Source organism: Streptomyces liliifuscus (genome assembly GCF_016598615.1).
Taxonomy (GTDB): domain Bacteria; phylum Actinomycetota; class Actinomycetes; order Streptomycetales; family Streptomycetaceae; genus Streptomyces; species Streptomyces liliifuscus.
Map to the genome: position 1 here is coordinate 6027739 of NZ_CP066831.1, position 15868 is coordinate 6043606.

At 73.0% G+C, this 15868-nt stretch carries 15 protein-coding genes; 8 read left to right on the forward strand and 7 right to left on the reverse strand.

Annotation, left to right across the window (positions count from 1 at the left end):
- Positions 1–510: 510 nt before the first annotated feature.
- Positions 511–4332, forward strand: coding sequence for a BTAD domain-containing putative transcriptional regulator (locus JEQ17_RS25860; protein ID WP_407700084.1), 3822 nt, complete (start codon positions 511–513; stop codon positions 4330–4332).
- A 52-nt stretch (positions 4333–4384) separates the two neighbouring features.
- Here JEQ17_RS25860 and JEQ17_RS25865 read toward each other — a convergent pair whose 3' ends face one another.
- Complete coding sequence (locus JEQ17_RS25865) at positions 4385–6097, reverse strand: bifunctional 3'-5' exonuclease/DNA polymerase (protein WP_200397433.1); 1713 nt, start codon at positions 6095–6097, stop codon at positions 4385–4387.
- A 105-nt stretch (positions 6098–6202) separates the two neighbouring features.
- A complete protein-coding gene (locus JEQ17_RS25870) occupies positions 6203–6934 on the reverse strand; it encodes a Clp protease N-terminal domain-containing protein (RefSeq protein WP_200397434.1) in 732 nt (243 codons plus the stop codon).
- A 114-nt stretch (positions 6935–7048) separates the two neighbouring features.
- Between JEQ17_RS25870 and JEQ17_RS25875 the strand changes: the two genes are divergently transcribed.
- The gene (locus tag JEQ17_RS25875; RefSeq protein ID WP_200397435.1) at positions 7049–8200 is read left to right on the forward strand and encodes a DUF2786 domain-containing protein; all 1152 of its coding nucleotides are present in this window, start codon (positions 7049–7051) and stop codon (positions 8198–8200) included.
- Between the two features lie 38 nt (positions 8201–8238).
- Here JEQ17_RS25875 and JEQ17_RS25880 read toward each other — a convergent pair whose 3' ends face one another.
- The gene (locus tag JEQ17_RS25880) at positions 8239–8793 is read right to left on the reverse strand and encodes a DUF4232 domain-containing protein (RefSeq protein ID WP_200397436.1); all 555 of its coding nucleotides are present in this window, start codon (positions 8791–8793) and stop codon (positions 8239–8241) included.
- A 134-nt stretch (positions 8794–8927) separates the two neighbouring features.
- Here JEQ17_RS25880 and JEQ17_RS25885 point away from each other — a divergent pair, with 134 nt between their 5' ends.
- Positions 8928–11171, forward strand: coding sequence for an FUSC family protein (locus JEQ17_RS25885; RefSeq protein WP_200397437.1), 2244 nt, complete (start codon positions 8928–8930; stop codon positions 11169–11171).
- A 96-nt stretch (positions 11172–11267) separates the two neighbouring features.
- Here JEQ17_RS25885 and JEQ17_RS25890 read toward each other — a convergent pair whose 3' ends face one another.
- The 3 genes from JEQ17_RS25890 to rpmB form a co-directional block, all read right to left on the reverse strand.
- Positions 11268–11816 (reverse strand): hypothetical protein, encoded by a 549-nt coding sequence (locus tag JEQ17_RS25890; RefSeq protein ID WP_200397438.1) that lies wholly within the window; start codon positions 11814–11816, stop codon positions 11268–11270.
- 192 nt (positions 11817–12008) lie between these two features.
- The gene (gene rpsN, locus JEQ17_RS25895; protein WP_200397439.1) at positions 12009–12314 is read right to left on the reverse strand and encodes a 30S ribosomal protein S14; all 306 of its coding nucleotides are present in this window, start codon (positions 12312–12314) and stop codon (positions 12009–12011) included.
- Positions 12314–12550 carry a 50S ribosomal protein L28 gene (gene rpmB, locus JEQ17_RS25900; RefSeq protein WP_143640365.1) on the reverse strand — a complete coding sequence of 79 codons (237 nt, stop codon included), beginning with the start codon at positions 12548–12550 and terminating at the stop codon, positions 12314–12316. The genes rpsN and rpmB overlap by 1 nt, the downstream gene beginning before the upstream one ends.
- A gap of 65 nt (positions 12551–12615) precedes the next feature.
- Here rpmB and rpmG point away from each other — a divergent pair, with 65 nt between their 5' ends.
- From rpmG to JEQ17_RS25925, 5 genes are all read left to right on the forward strand, one after another.
- Positions 12616–12780, forward strand: a complete 165-nt coding sequence (gene rpmG, locus JEQ17_RS25905) for a 50S ribosomal protein L33 (RefSeq protein ID WP_030573688.1) — start codon at positions 12616–12618, stop codon at positions 12778–12780.
- Between the two features lie 5 nt (positions 12781–12785).
- Entirely contained in the window at positions 12786–13109 is a 324-nt protein-coding gene (locus JEQ17_RS25910) for a type B 50S ribosomal protein L31 (RefSeq protein WP_200397440.1), read from the forward strand.
- Positions 13109–14383, forward strand: coding sequence for a GTP-binding protein (locus tag JEQ17_RS25915; RefSeq protein WP_200397441.1), 1275 nt, complete (start codon positions 13109–13111; stop codon positions 14381–14383). Before JEQ17_RS25910 ends, JEQ17_RS25915 begins: the two co-directional genes overlap by 1 nt.
- Positions 14384–14385: 2 nt before the next feature.
- Complete coding sequence (rpsR, locus tag JEQ17_RS25920; protein ID WP_200397442.1) at positions 14386–14616, forward strand: 30S ribosomal protein S18; 231 nt, start codon at positions 14386–14388, stop codon at positions 14614–14616.
- Positions 14617–14974: 358 nt separating this feature from the next.
- Positions 14975–15193 carry a DUF397 domain-containing protein gene (locus tag JEQ17_RS25925; protein WP_200401720.1) on the forward strand — a complete coding sequence of 73 codons (219 nt, stop codon included), beginning with the start codon at positions 14975–14977 and terminating at the stop codon, positions 15191–15193.
- 138 nt (positions 15194–15331) lie between these two features.
- Here JEQ17_RS25925 and JEQ17_RS25930 read toward each other — a convergent pair whose 3' ends face one another.
- On the reverse strand, positions 15332–15808 hold the full coding sequence (locus JEQ17_RS25930) for an ATP-binding protein (RefSeq protein ID WP_234048372.1): 477 nt from the start codon (positions 15806–15808) through the stop codon (positions 15332–15334).
- Positions 15809–15868 lie beyond the last annotated feature (60 nt).

Below are 15868 nucleotides of genomic sequence, written 5' to 3' on the forward strand. Positions count from 1 at the left end.
CTCCCGCCGACGTGCTCTCGGCCCCGGTCGCTACGGCGACACTCCCCCGAGCCGCGGCGACCTACGACGCCAACCGCGTACCGGAACGACCGGGTCCGAACGGTGATCAAATCAGGCCACGCCAACCGATCGCTAACATGGGGCGAACGGTGTGGCGAGGCACAGAGTTTCGCCTGGGAGGTGGCGGGAGCGGCGGATTCCGGCCGTTGACGGCCGCCGATGGGAAGAGGCGGACAGGTGGGCGGCGGACAGCGGTCGGATCGGGGCGCCGGGCTGCGCCGCGGTCGCTCGCCCGGCGCCCCGGGCGGGCCGTCGCCAGGGGCGATACCCGCGCCGCCGGAAGCACCGCCCGAGTTCTCGCCCGACTCCCCGTCCGAGTCCTCGCCCGAGCCGGGTTCCGGAGGGCGGTCCGGTCCGCGGTCCGGGTTGCCTCTCGGGCTGCGTTTCGGGCTGCGTTTCGGTCTTCTCGGGCCGACCGTCGTGTACGACGCCGACGGTGTGCCGCGGCCGGTGAGCAGCGCGAAGGGGCGGGTACTGCTCACCGCTCTGCTGCTGGAACCGGGCCGGGTCGTCTCCGTCGACGTGCTCAAGGACGCGCTGTGGGGCGGGACGCCGCCCGCCTCCGCGCACGCGTCGCTGCAGAACCACGTGACCCGTCTGCGGCGCCTCCTGGACGACCCGGACCGGCTGCGGTCGGTACCGCCCGGCTACCAACTGCGCGTATCTGAAGGCGAGTTGGACGTACGCCTCTTCGAGACCCGGATCGGCGCCGCCCGGGCGGCACACGCGCGGCGGGACTGGGAACGGGCCGTGGCCGAGGCCGTGGCGGCACTCGGGCTGTGGCGCGGCACCCCGCTGACCGGCATGCCTCCCGGCCTCGGCGGGCTCTCCCTCGTCCAACGGCTTGAGGAGGCACGGCTGTTCGCCCTGGAGTGCCGGTACGAGGCGGAGCTGGAGCTGGCCCGCGGGATGTCCGACGGGGACGTGCGACTCTCCGGTCTCGCGGGTCTCGCTCCCGAACTGGCCGCGCTGGTCGCGGAGTTCCCCCTCCGTGAGGCCTTCCATCGCCAGCTGATGATGGTCCTTCACCGGACGGGCCGCCGGGCCGAGGCCCTCGCCGTCCACCGCGACCTGCGCCGCACCCTCGTCCGCGAACTCGGCGTGGAACCGGGACTCACGGTCCGGGAGGCCCACCTGGAGATCCTGCGGGACGAGGGTTCGGGGGCACCGACGGATTCGAGGGCGGACGCGGGAACAGGGAAGGGCGCGCCTACGGAGACGCGATTGAGGTTGGGCACGGGGGTGCCCGCCGGTGCTGAGATCGGTGCCGCCGGGACAGCGGCTTCCACCGGAGCCGCGGCTTCGGGCGAGACAGTGGCTTCGGGCGGGACGGAGGCTTCCGCGGGGGCAACGGCTCCCGGCGTGGCAGCGACTTCCGCGGGGGCAGCGACTTCCGCCGGGACAGTGGCTTCCGCCGGGACAGTGGCTTCCGGCGGGACGGAGGCCCCCGCGGGGGCAACGGCTCCCGGCGTGGCAGCGACTTCCGCGGGGGCAGCGACTTCCGCCGGGACAGTGGCTTCCGCCGGGACAGTGGCTTCCGGCGGGACGGTGGCTTCCGCGGGGGCAACGGCTCCCGGCGTGGCAGCGACTTCCGCGGGGGCAGCGACTTCCGCGGGGACAGTGGCTTCCGGCGGGGCAGCGGCTTCCGCAGGGGCAGCGGCTTCCGGCGAGTCCGCGGTCTCCGCGGGGGCAGCGGCTCCCGGCGAGGCAGTGGCTTCCGCCGAGGCAACGGCTTGCGGCGAGGCGGTGGCTTCCGCCGGGCGGCAGTTCGCCGGAGGCGACGGCGTCTCCGCCCCGCTGTCCGCCGAGTCGGCCTCCAGCCGTACTGATCAGCGCGGAGCCGACCACCAGCCCTCTGCGGAAGCCACCCGGGCCGCCCTGGCAGGCCCGGCCGCCCCGGCGGCCCCACCCGCCCCGGTCATCCAGGCGGCTCCAACCCCTCCAGGCGCTCCCAAGGAGCCCGCCCTCGTCCCCGTCCCCCGCCCCGCCCAACTCCCTCCCGCTCCCCTCTGTTTCACGGGTCGCGCCGAGACCATCGGCAGGCTGCGGGCCACGCTCGTGCCGACCGGCGGCGGGCACCCCAGCGTGGCCGTGGTCAGTGGCATGGCGGGCGTCGGAAAGAGCGCGCTCGGCGTACAGGTGGCGCACGGGCTGCGGGCCGAGTTCCCGGACGCCCAGCTGTACGTACGGCTGCACGGGGCCACGCCAGGCGTGCCGCCGCTCACCGTCGGGCAGGCCCTCGCCGCGCTGCTCCGCGACCTGGGTGTGGAACCGCGGGGCGTCCCCGAACACCCGGACGCGGCAAGCGCGTTGCTCCGCTCGCTGCTGGCGCCCACCCGCACCCTGCTCGTACTCGACGACGCGGTGAACGCCGCCCAGGTCCGCCCCCTGCTGCCCGCGGGCCCCGGCTGCGCGGTGATCGTCACCAGCCGCTCGCCCCTCACCGCGCTGGACGGCGTGACCCGCTTCCCGCTCGCCCCCCTCTCCGACGAGGAGAGCGCCGAACTGCTGCGGGCCGTCTCAGGACGGGGCGGCCTCGACGGTACGCACCCTCTCGTCGGCCTCACCGGACGGCTGCCGCTCGCACTGCGGATCGTCGCCGCCAGGCTCGCCGCCCGCCAGGTCCTCACACCGGACGCGCTCGCCGGTCAACTGGCCGCCAGCGACGGACGGTTGCACCACCTCGAATACGACGACCTCAGCGTGCGCCGCTCGCTCGCGGTGGCCCTCGACGCGCTGCGGGCCTCGGACCGCGAGGCCGACCGGGACGCCGCCCGCGCCCTGCGCCGGATCGGGGCGCTCGACCTGCCGACGTACGGGGTCCCGCTCCTCGCCCGGCTCCTGGGCACCGACGAACGCCGAACCGAGGCCGCCCTCGACCGCCTCGTCGACGTCGCCCTCCTCGACGAGACGACGTACGGCCGCTACGCCCCGCACGACCTCGTACGCGACTTCGCCCGCGAGGTCGCCCGAGAGGCGACGGAGAGGGGGAACCCTGGCCGCACGGACCCTGGTCTAACGGGCTCCGGCCCCACGGACCCTGGCCCCACGGGCTCCGGCCCCACGGACCCTGGCCCCACGGAATCCAGCCTCACGAACTCCGGCCCCACGAACCCCGGCCCCACAGACCCGGACCCCACCGACATCGCCCTCCGCTGGTACATCGCCTCCGCCCGCCGGTGCGTACCGGCTCTGATCCCCGCCGGTGTCGACCGCGACAACCGGCTGGGTGCGACGACGGCCGAGCCGGAGGGCGCGGGCGCCGGAGACGGTGAGGCCGTGCCGTTCGCGTCGGCCGCCGAGGCCGTCGCCTGGGGGGACCGCGAGGTGGCGAACGTCGTCGCGCTCGTCGAGGGCCGCGCCGCCGCGTCCCCGCTGGTCCCCGTCCTCGTACGCGCCCTCTTCCCCTATCTGCAGCGCCGCGGCCGGCTGCGTGAGCTGGCGGTGCTCGGCCGGCGGGCGCTGACGGTGGCGCGGCGGCTCGGGGACGACGCCGCCGAGGCGATCGCGCTGTCCGACCTGGCGGGCCTCCACTTCATGCAGGGACACGCGGGCAAGGCGCTCGTCCTGACCGACCAGGCCCTCATCCGCTGGCGCGGCCTCGGCGTCGTCCCGCGCATCCAGCGCTGCCTCAACAACCGCGGGCTGCTGCTGGAGAGCCTGGGCCGGTACGTCGAGTGCGAACTCGCCCTGCGGGAAAGCCTGGAGCTGGCACGGGAGCTGGGCGACCTGGACGGCGAGGCCGTCGCCTACAGCAACCTCGGCAACCTCTACGAGCACTCCGATCCGCGCGCCGCCATCGACTGGCACGAGCGGAGCCTCGCGCTCGGCGAGACCATGGGCGACTCCCGGGTCCGTGAGTCCGGGCACTGCAACATCGGGTACGCCCACCTCACACTCGGCGAACCGGCCCGTGCGCTGGAGCACTTCGACCGTGCCCTGAGCGTCTCGGACGGGGTCGACTGGCAGAGCGGCTCCCAGACCCGCCTCGGTCTCGTCCGTGCGCTCCGCGGCCTCGGCCGCACCGAGCGGGCCGCCCGAGAGTGCGCGCTGCTGCTGGCCCGCGCCGAACAGCGCGCCGACCGCTACACCGCCGGTCTCGCCCGGCACCAGCAGGGCCTGCTGCACCGGTCGGCGGGCCGCCCCGACGAGGCGTACGAGCAGTGGGAACTGGCCCTCGACGACCTGGACGGCACCGACAGCACGGTGTCCGACGAACTGCGGGAGCTACTGCTTATCCGCCTCAATGGGCCTTCCACACAGGGAAGTTGAGCGGGTCTCATCGCGAACGGGCGGGGAGCGCTCCCACTTGGCCCCGCTCACTTCACTTCGCGTCCGCGTAACACTCCACCACCGCCGTCGTGAACGGAAACCGCACCGGCGTCTCCCCGAACGTCAGCCGCCCCGCCAGCTCCGCGGCCTCCCGGATGGCCTCGACCACGGTGTCGGCCTCCGCCGCCGGACAGTGCACCATCACCTCGTCGTGCTGGAAGAAGACCAGCTCGGCCGCCATGTCCCGGCAGGTGCGGCGGAGTGCGGCGAGTACGAGGAGGGTCCAGTCGGCGGCACTGCCCTGTACGACGAAGTTGCGCGCGAAGCGGCCCCTGGCACGGGAGTTGGTCGAGGCGTACCCCGGCACCCAGTCCTGGGCGTCCCCGGGCTCGGTGCCCTCGCCCGGCACGACGCCGACCTGCTCGCTCTCCGGAATCCCCGCCTCTTCCCCGGAGGAGTCCGACCCCGCCGCCGGAGGGCACGTCCGACCCAGCCAGGTCCGCACGAGCCGCCCCTCCTCGCCCTCCCGCGCCGCGTCGTCCACGTACGCCACCGCCTTGGGGAAGCGGCGGCGCAGCAGTGCGAGGTTCTTGAGGCCGTCGCCGGAGGTCTGGCCGTAGACCGCGCCGAGCACGGCGAGCTTGGCCTGTGCGCGGTCGCCGGAGAAGGCGCGGTCGGACACGGACTGGTAGAGGTCGGTCTCCCGCCCGGCGACCTCCATCAGGCCGGGGTCGCGGGAGATCGCGGCCAGCACCCGCGGCTCCATCTGGTCGGCGTCCGCGACGACGAGCCGCCAGCCGGGGTCGGCGACCGCGGCGCGACGGATGACCTTGGGGATCTGCAGCGCGCCCCCGCCGTTGGTCACCCAGCGCCCCGTGACCGTCCCGCCCGGCAGGTACTCCGGTCTGAACCGCCCGTCCCGCACCCAGTCCTGGAGCCACGACCAGCCGTGGGCGACCCAGATGCGGTACAGCTTCTTGTACTCGACGAGCGGCTTCACGGCCGGGTGGTCGATCGACTCGATCTCCCAGCGCCGAGTGGATCTGATCTTGATCCCGGCCTGCGCGAAGGCCTTGATGACATCGGCGGGCAGATCGGGCCGCACCCGTCTCCCGAACGCGGCCGACACCTCGTCCGTGAGCTCGGCGAGGCGGCGCGGCTCGCCCCCTCCCGTGTACCGCTCGCCCAGCAGTTCGTGCAGCACGTCCCGGTGCACGTCCGCGCTCCACGGCATCCCGGACGCGTTCATCTCGGTCGCCACGAGCATGCCCGCCGACTCGGCGGCCGTCAGCAGCCGCATCCGCCCGGGGTGCTCGGCCGCGTCGTGTCTTCGCTGCTGGTCCCCGTACACCTCGATGAGCTGTTCCAGCGGTACGTGGACGGGGCGGGGCTCGAAGAGGGAGGACTGCGAACCGGGCTCGGCGGAGCGCTGCGGGGGATCGGGCGGTACGGGACCGCCGCGCAGCCGGGCCAGGGCGGCGGCCGCCGAGCGGGGTTCGCCGAGCCGTCCCTCGTGGCCGAGGAGGAGGGTCTCGGCGGCCTCCATGTCGTAACACCGCTCCACGCGGACGCCCGCTTCGCGCAACCGCGGATAGACCTCGGCCGTCGCCCGCCACACCCAGCGCGTGACGTCCGGCCGCGACCGTACGGACTCGGCGAGATCCGGCTCTCTCAGGACCGGTCCTGCGGGCAGCCCGTCGGGGCCGAGGGGGGCGAGCTCGGCGCCGCCGTCCTCGGCCGGCGCGAGAGCCCACCGGTCGGTCATGACTTCGAGTCTTGCAGGAGGGTCTGACAACGGCCCTGAACTGCGCGTCTGCGGTTCAGGGCCGTGTCCGGCACCGGGCGCACGAAGCGCCCCACCGTCGGTCGGTCAGTCCTCCTGGAGGGACTGCCGCACCTTCTCCAGCGCCTCCGCGAGGTTCGCCTCGGCCGCCGCCTTGTCGATGCCGAGTCCGCTGAGGAGGCCCGTGCCGGCCTCGTGCTCCAGCAGCGCGAGCAGGATGTGCTCGGTGCCGATGTAGTTGTGGCCCAGCCGGAGTGCCTCGCGGAAGGTGAGTTCGAGGCACTTCTTGGCGTTGCTGTCGAACGGGATGAGCGCGGGTACGTCCTCGGCGCTCGGCGGGAGGGCGGCCGTCGCGGCCTCGCGCACGGCGTCCAGGGTGACGCCCTGCGCGGTGATCGCCTTCGCCCCGAGGCCCTCCGGCTCGGAGATCAGGCCGAGGACCAGGTGCTCGGTACGGATCTGGTCGTTGCTCGCGGCCCTGGCCTTCTCCTGGGAGACCACCACGACGTTCCTGGCCCGTGGCGTGTACCGGCTGAAGCCCTGGCTGGGATCGAGGTCCGACTCCGCCTTCGGCACGAACCGCTTCTGGGCCGCCTGCCGGGTGACCCCCATGCTCCTGCCGATGTCCGTCCAGGACGCGCCCGAACGCCGGGCCTGGTCCACGAAGTGACCGATCAGATGGTCGGCCACGTCGCCGAGGTGGTCCGCCGCGATCACCGCGTCCTGGAGTTGGTCGAGAGCGTCGTCGTGGACTTTCTTGATGGCCTCGATCAGATCGTCGAGGCGTACGGAGGTGGTGGCGCGTGGATTCGTGGTCATGTGTCAACCGTAGGTTGACAGTAAATGGGTGTCAACCCCGAGTTGACACCTGCCGTACCGACCCCACCCCGACGCGCGAAACGATCGAGGAATGACGCGTGACACGATCGGGGAATGAGCAGTACGCCCAGCACCGTGGAGCGCGCCTTCGAGGCCGCCCTCTACGCCGATTCCGACGCGGCCCTCGACACCGGCGCCTCGCTCCTCGCCTCCGACCCCGCCTCCGACACCGAACTGGCCCGCCGCGGCGCGGAGTTCGTCGAGGGAGCCTGGCGGCGCGGCTGGCAGCCCGCCGATGTCGTACGGATCGTGCGCCGCGAGCTGGACGAGACGCACGTACGCCTGGTGTCGGCGCTGATCCTCGACGAGAGCGGCCGGAATCGGCAGCCGCGCGGCCCGCGCTGGACGGCACAGCTCGAAGAGCTGACCGCCGAGGCGGCCGGGACGAAGGCACCCCGCACCGAACCCCGCACCGACCGCTTCTCGTACGCCACCGCCGTACTCGGGCTGTACCGGCTGCTGCTCCGCCTGCCCTCCATCGAGCCGTTGGACGTGGACGCGCCCAAGGGGGCGGCCGGTGCCCCGAAGGACTCCCGCATGCTCACCCGAATCCGCGCGCTGCTCGCCAAGGCCGAGGCGACCGGGTTCCCGGAGGAGGCGGAGGCGCTGAGCGCCAAGGCGCAGGAGCTGATGGCGCGGCACAGCATCGACGAGGCGCTGCTGGCGGCCCGTACACACGCCAAGGACGCGCCCGGCGCCTGCCGCATCGGCGTCGACCCGCCCTACGAGACGGCCAAGGCGGTACTCCTCGACGCGGTGTCCGGGGCCAACCGCTGCCGGGCGGTGTGGAACGAGGCCCTCGGCTTCTCGACCGTCGTCGGCTTCGAACCCGACCTGGAGGCCGTCGAACTCCTCTACACCTCGCTCCTCGTGCAGGCCACCGCCGCGATGACGAAGGCGGAGGCGGCACAGCGGGCGGGCGGCAGGAAGCGTACGAAGTCCTTCCGGCAGTCCTTCCTCGCCGCGTACGCCCATCGCATCGGCGACCGGCTGGCGGAGGCGGCGGAGGGGCAAGTGACGGTTTCCGAGGGGGAGTCGCTGCCGGTTCTGGCGGCCCGGGACGTGGCGGTCACGGACGAGACCGAGCGGATGTTCCCGGCGACCGTCACGACCAGGCTGCGCGGGGTCAACGACGCGGCCGGCTGGGAGGAAGGAGCCGCCGCGGCGGACCGCGCCCAGGTGAGGGCACGGCCGCCGCTGAGGTGACCCGGACGGATCCGGGGCGGTGGTTCGGGGCCGGAGGCTCAGTCGCCGGCGCGCTGGAACGGGCTCACCGAGGCGTCCGGCTCGCTCTCGCTCCGCAGCGCGACCTCGCCGTACTTCCAGGGGAAGGACAGGTCGGCGCCCGCGCCGGGCAGGCCGAACTTCACGGTCTTCACGGCGGCACCCTTCGTCGCGTCGCCCGCGGGCCCTCGTACGTACGTGATCGTGAAGGCGGTGGTCTCGTCCGGCTTGAGGGTCAGCTTCTCCGGCTTCGCGGAGTCCTCCGGGGTCAGCGACCAGGTGGTGCCGCCCGCGGTCAGGTCGACGCGGGGGAAGCCCTCCAGGGTGCAGTCGCCGCCGGAGCGGTTGGTGAGGGTGACGGAGACGCTCCCGGTGTCACCGGCGGCCGGGGCCTCGCTCGCGGCGACCTCCTGCCCGACCTGGTCGGCCTCGCACGCGGTGGAACCGGCGGGGGACGCCGAGTTGTCGGCCTTCTTGGTCCCCTCGTCACCGCTGCCGCCGTCGCCGCATGCGGTCAGGGTGAGGGCCGCCACGAGGGCGGTGAGTGCGGAGACGGCTATGGGTAGGGCGCGCATGGCTTACCTCTGACTTCCGGGACCTGCTTCTGGGTCCGGCTTGCGGGGACTTCGGGTGCGTGGCGGTGCTCGTAGATCATCGGTCATCGGTATCGGTCACCGGTATCGGCCATCGCGCGGCGTACGCTGGCGCGGTGAGCTGGCGACGGGCGCTGAAGGACACCGCTCGCTCCGGCATCGCCGTCGAGAGGAAGCGGCTCGAACCGCTCATCGCGGTGCGCGGAGCCGCGGGACTCGCGATCGTCATCGCGCTGAGCCTGTGGCTCTTCGGCCCCGCGGCCGCCGCGAGTTCGGCGTTCGGGGCGTTCCAGGCGGCCATCGCGACGTTCCAGCGCAGCTGGCGCCCCCGCCCCGAACTGGCCATCGCCTCCGGTACGAGCCTCGCCGTGTCCACGTTCCTCGGCTACCTCACCATCTCCAAGGAACCGCTCTTCCTCGCGCTCCTCGTGGTGTGGACCTTCGCCGCCGGGATGAGCTGGGCCGCGGGCCCGACCATTGGCCTGATCGCCTCCTCGAACGTGGCGATCATGCTGGTGACGGTCACCCTGCCGACCTCCGTCGCCCAGGCCGCGGGCCACGCCGCGATGATGATCGTGGGCGGCCTGGTGCAGGCGGCGCTGATCGTCCTGTTCCCCGTACGACGCTGGGGTGCCCACCGGGACGCGCTCGCCGACGCGCTGGCGGCCGAGGCGGACTACGCGCGCCGGCTGCGGCACGACCCGGTCGCGTCCTTCGACCCGCAGCCCCTGATGGAGGCGCGCAACGCGGCCGCCGTCACCCCGCGCCAGGCCCGCCGCCGCCCCGCCGAACTCCATGGCGCCCGCGGCGTCGCCGAACGCATCCGCCCGGTCCTCGCCTCCCTCGCCGACCCCACGATGGGCGTCCCGGCCGAGGGCCCGGCCCGCGACCGCGTCCGCGAACTCCTCGCCTCCGCGGCCGCCCTCCTCGACGCCGCGGCCCACGCCATCCGCCACGGCGAACCCGTCTCCGTCCCACCGGCAGCCCTGGCCACCTTCCGCACCCCGGACACCGGCAGCATCCTCACCGGAGCCCCCTACCGAGCGATGACCCGCCTCAGCACCCTCCTCCAGGACGTGGTGGAAACAGCGGGGGGCACCCCAGCCCCGTCAGGGGCGCGGGGAACTGCGCGCTCAGCCGAGAACGACGGTCAGTCGACATCGGGCCGAGCCCCAACCCACCCAGGGGCGCGGGGAACTGCGCGACCAGCCCCCACGACCCGCAGCCGATCCACGACCCGCAGTCGCCCCACCTTCTTCGCCCTCATCCCCAAAGCGCTCAAAGCCATGCGCACCCAACTCCACCGCGGCTCCCCCATCACCCGCCACGCCACCCGCGTATCCGCAGTGGCGGCCACCGGCTACATCCTCGGCACCTGGCTCCCCCTCGGCCACGGCTACTGGGCCCCCCTGACCTCGGTCATGGTCATGCGCCCGGACTTCTCCCAGACCTACAGCCGGGCCGTGGCACGCCTGGCCGGCACGGTCATCGGCGTGGCCGTGGCCACAGGCGTGGTACAGGCGGCGACCCCCGGCACGCTCCAGTCCGGCACACTCGCCGTGACGAGCGCCGCGCTCATGTACCTCCTCATGCGCACGGGCCAGTTCGCGACCCAGGCCTGCATCGCCGCGTACGTCGTCTTCCTGCTCGGCATGGGCGGCGAGGAGTGGACCCAGACCGTTCCCGAACGCGTCCTGCTCACCCTCATGGGCGGATTCCTGGCGATGCTGGCGTACGCCGTCTACCCGGCCTGGGAGACCCCGCGCCTGCGCACCCGCCTCGCGGACTGGCTGGCCGCGCAGGGCCCGTACGCCGCCGCGGTCTTCGGCTCGTACGCGGACCCGTCCGCGAGCAACGCCCTAGACGTCCGCGGTGCCCTGCTCACCGCCCGTACCGCCCGCGCGGCCTGGCACGCGGCGGTGGCCCGCGCCACCGCCGAACCGGTCCGCCACCGCGGCCTCTCCCGCACGGCGGCCGACGACGCCGAGGACGCGCTCGCCCAGCTCGGCCGCGTGGCCATGCTCCTGGAGGCCCACCTCCCGGAACGCGGCGCGACCCCCGTACCGCCCGCCGCCCGCTTCGCCGACGCCCTGCGCGAGTCCACCCACCAGGGCGCGAAGGCCATCCGCGAACGCCGGGTCCCCACCTGGGACGCGGTACGCGAGGCCCTGGACGCCTGGGAGACCGAGAACCCCGAGAACGCCGACAAGGTCGTACGCAACACCGCGACCCTCGTCCTCGACACCCTCACCGAGCTCTCCGAGGCCCTCGACACGGCCGTACCGCCCATGACGCTCGACGGAACGGCCCCCGAAAAGCCGGACGGGCCGCGAAACCCGAAGGATTCCGCGACCCGCTGAGTGAGCCGCCGACGCGAGCCGACGCGATGTGAACCGGCGTGCCGTGCGCCATGTGAACCGGCGTGACGCGCGCCGGGCGTGACGTGAAACGGAGCCTCAGGACCCCAGACTCGCCGTAGGCAGCCCGGACGGCATCTTGCCGCCCTCCGCCTTCGTATACGTTTCCTCGCCGAAGCCCTCCCACGTGACCTTCAGGGTCGTGGAGTCGACCGAGTCGACCATGCCCTCGGCCCGGTCCTTGTTCCCGTCGGAGCACTTCAGCTCGATCATGCGCATGCCCGAGGTCTCCCCGGCGGTGCCGCTGCACACGGACCCGCCCGTCGAGAACAGTCCGGCCTCCTCGCCGGTGATCACCAGCGCCACGGCCTTGCCGCTCTTGGTGGCCAGCCAGCTGCCCTCCAGCGCCCCGACCTTGCCCTTGCTCCCGCCGGAATCACCGGAACCGCCGGAACCGCCGGAACCACCTGTTCCGCCACCGGTGCCGGTGTCGGCCGACCCGGTCGATGCCGTGCCGGTGGAGGAGGGGGAGTCGTCGCTCCCGCCGTCGTCACCGCTGCAGCCGGTCGTCAGGACGAGCGCGGCCGCCAGCCCCGCCGCCGCGGCCGCGATCCGCGCCTGCCCGCGCGAGATGGTCGCCGAAGTCACTGAAGCCCCCAAGGGTCTGGCCGGACGAGTCGCCGGTACCCGCCGGGTACCGCCGGTGGCGCCGATGCAACCGGGAACGACCGCCAGCAAGCTACCAGGCGCCTCGTCCGGCACCTCGGGAAGCACGCCCGCCCGACAACGAAGCACGCCCGCCCGGCACCGGGGGAGCGCCGGCGCCACCGACGGAGTCCGCTACCAGGAGGACTTCCGGACCCCCGGCAGGAACCCCTTGTGCGCCTGGTCCCGCAGGTTCACCCGCGAGAGCCCGAACGTGCGCAGGTAGCCGCGCGGCCGCCCGTCCACGCTGTCCCGGTTGCGTACGCGCGTGGCGCTCGCGTCCCGCGGCTGCCGCTCCAACTCGCTCCGGGCGGCGGCCCGTTCGGCGTCCGTCGAGGACGGCCTGCGGATGATCTCCTTCAGCTCGGCCCGCCGCCCGGCGTACCGGGCGACGATCTCCTGCCGCTTGTCGTTCTTCGCGATCTTGCTCTTCTTGGCCATCAGACCCTCACCCCACGGGCCCGGATCCGGGCCACGGCGGCCTCGACACCGATGACGTCGACCGTCTTGATGCCCTTCGTGCTCAGCCTCAGCCGTACGTACCGGCCCTCGCCCGGCAGCCAGTACCGCTTGCTCTGGATGTTGGGGTCGAAGCGGCGCGACGTGCGCCGGTGCGAGTGGGAGATGGAGTTCCCGAAGCCCGGCTGGGCCCCGGTCAGCATGCAGTGCGCGGACATGTGAGTGACGTACCTCTCTGATTTCTCGTTATCGATAATGGGATCCGTTTTCATATACTAGCCACATGGCACGCAACGAACTCCGTCCGGTCATCAAGCTCCGGTCCACGGCCGGGACCGGCTACACGTACGTCACCCGCAAGAACCGCCGTAACGACCCCGACCGGATGACCCTGCGCAAGTACGACCCCGTCGCCGGCCGGCACGTCGACTTCCGAGAGGAGCGCTGAGCGTCATGCGCGAGGAAATCCACCCGGCGTACGGTCCCGTCGTCTTCCGGGACCGGGCCGCGAATCACGCCTTCCTGACCCGCTCGACCCTCGTCGCCGGGGCGGGCGGGAAGACGATCGAGTGGGAGGACGGCAACACCTACCCGGTCATCGACGTCGAGATCTCGAACGTGAGCCACCCCTTCTACACGGGGACGGCCCGGGTCATGGACACGGCCGGCCGCGTGGAGCGCTTCGAGCGCCGGTTCGGCAGGCGCGACGGCAGGCGCACCGGCGAGCACGACGGTGAGCGCGGCGGCCGACGCGACGACCCGCGCGGGGAGCGCTGATGCTGTCCGTCGCCATCGTGGGCGGGCTGCACGCCGATGCCCGCCGGGCGGCCGTCGACCGGCTGCTCGCCGAGGTGCCCGGGTCGGTGGCGCTCCACCACGACCTGGCAACGGCCGTACGTGGCACGGTGGTTCGCACCATTCGCGACCGCACCGGAATCGTCTCCGCCGGCGAGGCGCCCCTCGTCAACGACTGCGCGTGCTGCGCTCTGCGCGAGGACCTGGTCCCCGAACTGGAGCGCCTCGCGGACGACGGACTGACCCGGCTCGCGATCGTCGAGCTCTGGGACTCGGTCGAGCCGAAGGCGATGGCCGAGGTGGTGGCGAGCGCGGACCTCCGCCTGACCGGCGTCATCACGGCGGTCGACCCCGCCCTGGTGCTGCCCTACCTCGGCAACGGCGACGACCTCGCCGAAGCGGGCCTCGCCGCCGCCACCACCGACCAGCGCACGGTCGCCGACACCTTCGCCCGCCAACTGGAGTACGCGCCCGTCCTGGCCCTCGCCACTTCGGAGGACGCCGACGACGAGGACCGCGCCCTCCTGGCCCAACTCCATCCGACGGCCCGCCAGGTCCCGATAGGCAACGGCGGCTCGTCGGGCGGGGAGGGCGTTGGCGAGGACGGCGACTGGGAGTCGTGGTTCGAGAGGCGACCGGCCGAGGGGCAGGGCCTCGCGGGACCGACGGGGTCGGCAGGGCCGGCGGGAGCCGCCCCGGCGGACGCGGACCCCGGGCGGTCCCCGCTCGCGGAAGCCGCGTTCGGCGGCTTCGACGTGGAGGCGGCCGCCGCCGCTCAGCATCCGGCCTGCGCGTTGTTGCCGGCCGAGGCGGACGAGTGCGGGGTCTCCACGCTCGTCTGGCACCGGCGGCGGCCGTTCCACCCGGAGCGGCTGTACGCGGCGCTGGAGGATCTGTGCTGCGCGGCGGCGCGCAGCCGCGGTCGGTTCTGGCTCGCGGACCGGCCCGACACGCTGCTGCACTGGGACGCCGCGGGAGGCGCCCTGTGCGTGGAGAACGCCGGGCCCTGGCTGGCCTCCCTGCCCGACGCGGCCTGGGAGCTGGTGCCGCCGGTACGCCGTGCCGCGGCCGCGCTCGACTGGCATCCGGAGCACGGCGACTGCTGCCAGCACCTCGTCTTCACGTCACCGGGCCTCGACCGCGACGGACTCGAACTGCTCCTGGAGTCCTGCCTGCTGACGGACGCGGAGTACGCGGCCGGACGCACCGCCTGGAAACAGCTCCCGCCCGCCTTCGACTCCCTCCTGGAGGTCTGACCATGCCCCGCAAGCCCGACCGCAAGCCGACGCCGCGCCCCAATCCGCTGGGCACGGCGAAGATCACGTACATCGACTACAAGGACACGGACCTGCTGAGGAAGTTCATCTCCGACCGGGGCAAGATCCGCAGTCGGCGGGTGACGCGGGTGACCGCCCAGCAGCAGCGGCTGCTGGCCCGTGCGATCAAGAACGCGCGGGAGATGGCTTTGCTTCCGTATTCGTCACGCTGAGCCCGACGCCGGAAGCGCTTCGACCACGGGCCGCCCGCGGCCGGTCCCGCAGTTCCCCGCGCCCCCTCCAGAACGCCCCGTCCCGCCCATTCAATCTGTGGGCGGGACGGGGCGTTCTGGAACACAAAGGGCCCGGTACGCGTCCCTTATTCATACGGGGGCAGGCGTTGGAACGATTCGGCCCGTGGGACCGTCAAACGTGTAACCGCAGGACCACCCCCCGTGCACGTGCATCTGCTCATGCAACTGCATGTGAAGAGCGGCTATGATCCGGGCAGTTGACCAACACTGCATCACTGGCAACAGACGCCAATGCACCACCGGGGAGCGACCTGTGGACCACGACGTGTACAACGGCATGGCTGCCACGGAGCTGCGCGGAGCGGCCTGGCAGAAGAGCAGGCACAGCAACTCGCAGGGCTCCTGCGTGGAGTTCGCCCGGCTGCCGGGCGGCGAGGTGGCGGTGCGCAACTCGAACTTCCCCGACGGCCCCGCCCTCATCTACACGCCCGCCGAGATCGAGGCCATGCTCCTGGGCATCAAGGACGGCGAGTTCGACCACCTGATCGCGGGCTGAGGGCGGGCCTGCAGTCGGCCGCCGGGAGTCGGCCCGCAGCCGGTCGGCGGGGCAACTCGCCCTATTCGGGGATGTTCACGGACCGTAGACGGTCGGTAACGCGCGTAGAACCGCGGCGCGAAAAAGCGCCGCGGTTCCTCATGCGGAAGGGCCCAGCCTGAACAGCGCCCAGACGACCTTGCCGTTGAGCGTGCCGGCGAGCGGGTGCCATCCCCAGCCGTCGGCGAACGAGTCGACCAGGAACAGCCCGCGGCCCGACTCCGCCGAGAAGTCCTCGGAGTCGCCCGCGACCGGGCTGTCGTGACTGGGGTCGCGCACCGCGCACACGAGTCTCTCGGTCCACCGCATCAGGTGCAGCCGCACGGGCGCGTCCTGGTCGCAGGGGCGTGGAGTGTCCGCGGGCAGGGCGTGCCGCAGCGCGTTGGTGACGAGTTCCGAGACCACCAGACAGACGTCGTCGAATCGGTTGCCGATGTCCCACTGGTCCAGCGTGCGGCGGGTGAACTGCCGCGCGTCACGCACCGCTTCGTAGCGGGGCGGCAGGGCGCAGGAGGCGGCGTTGGACACGGACGCGGGGTCCAGTGGCGGAAGCCCCTGCCGTAACGGCTCGAGCATGGTCGATCCATTCGTCCCCATGCGAGGCACTCCCGGGGTTCGCGGTCGTTGCGATGCAGC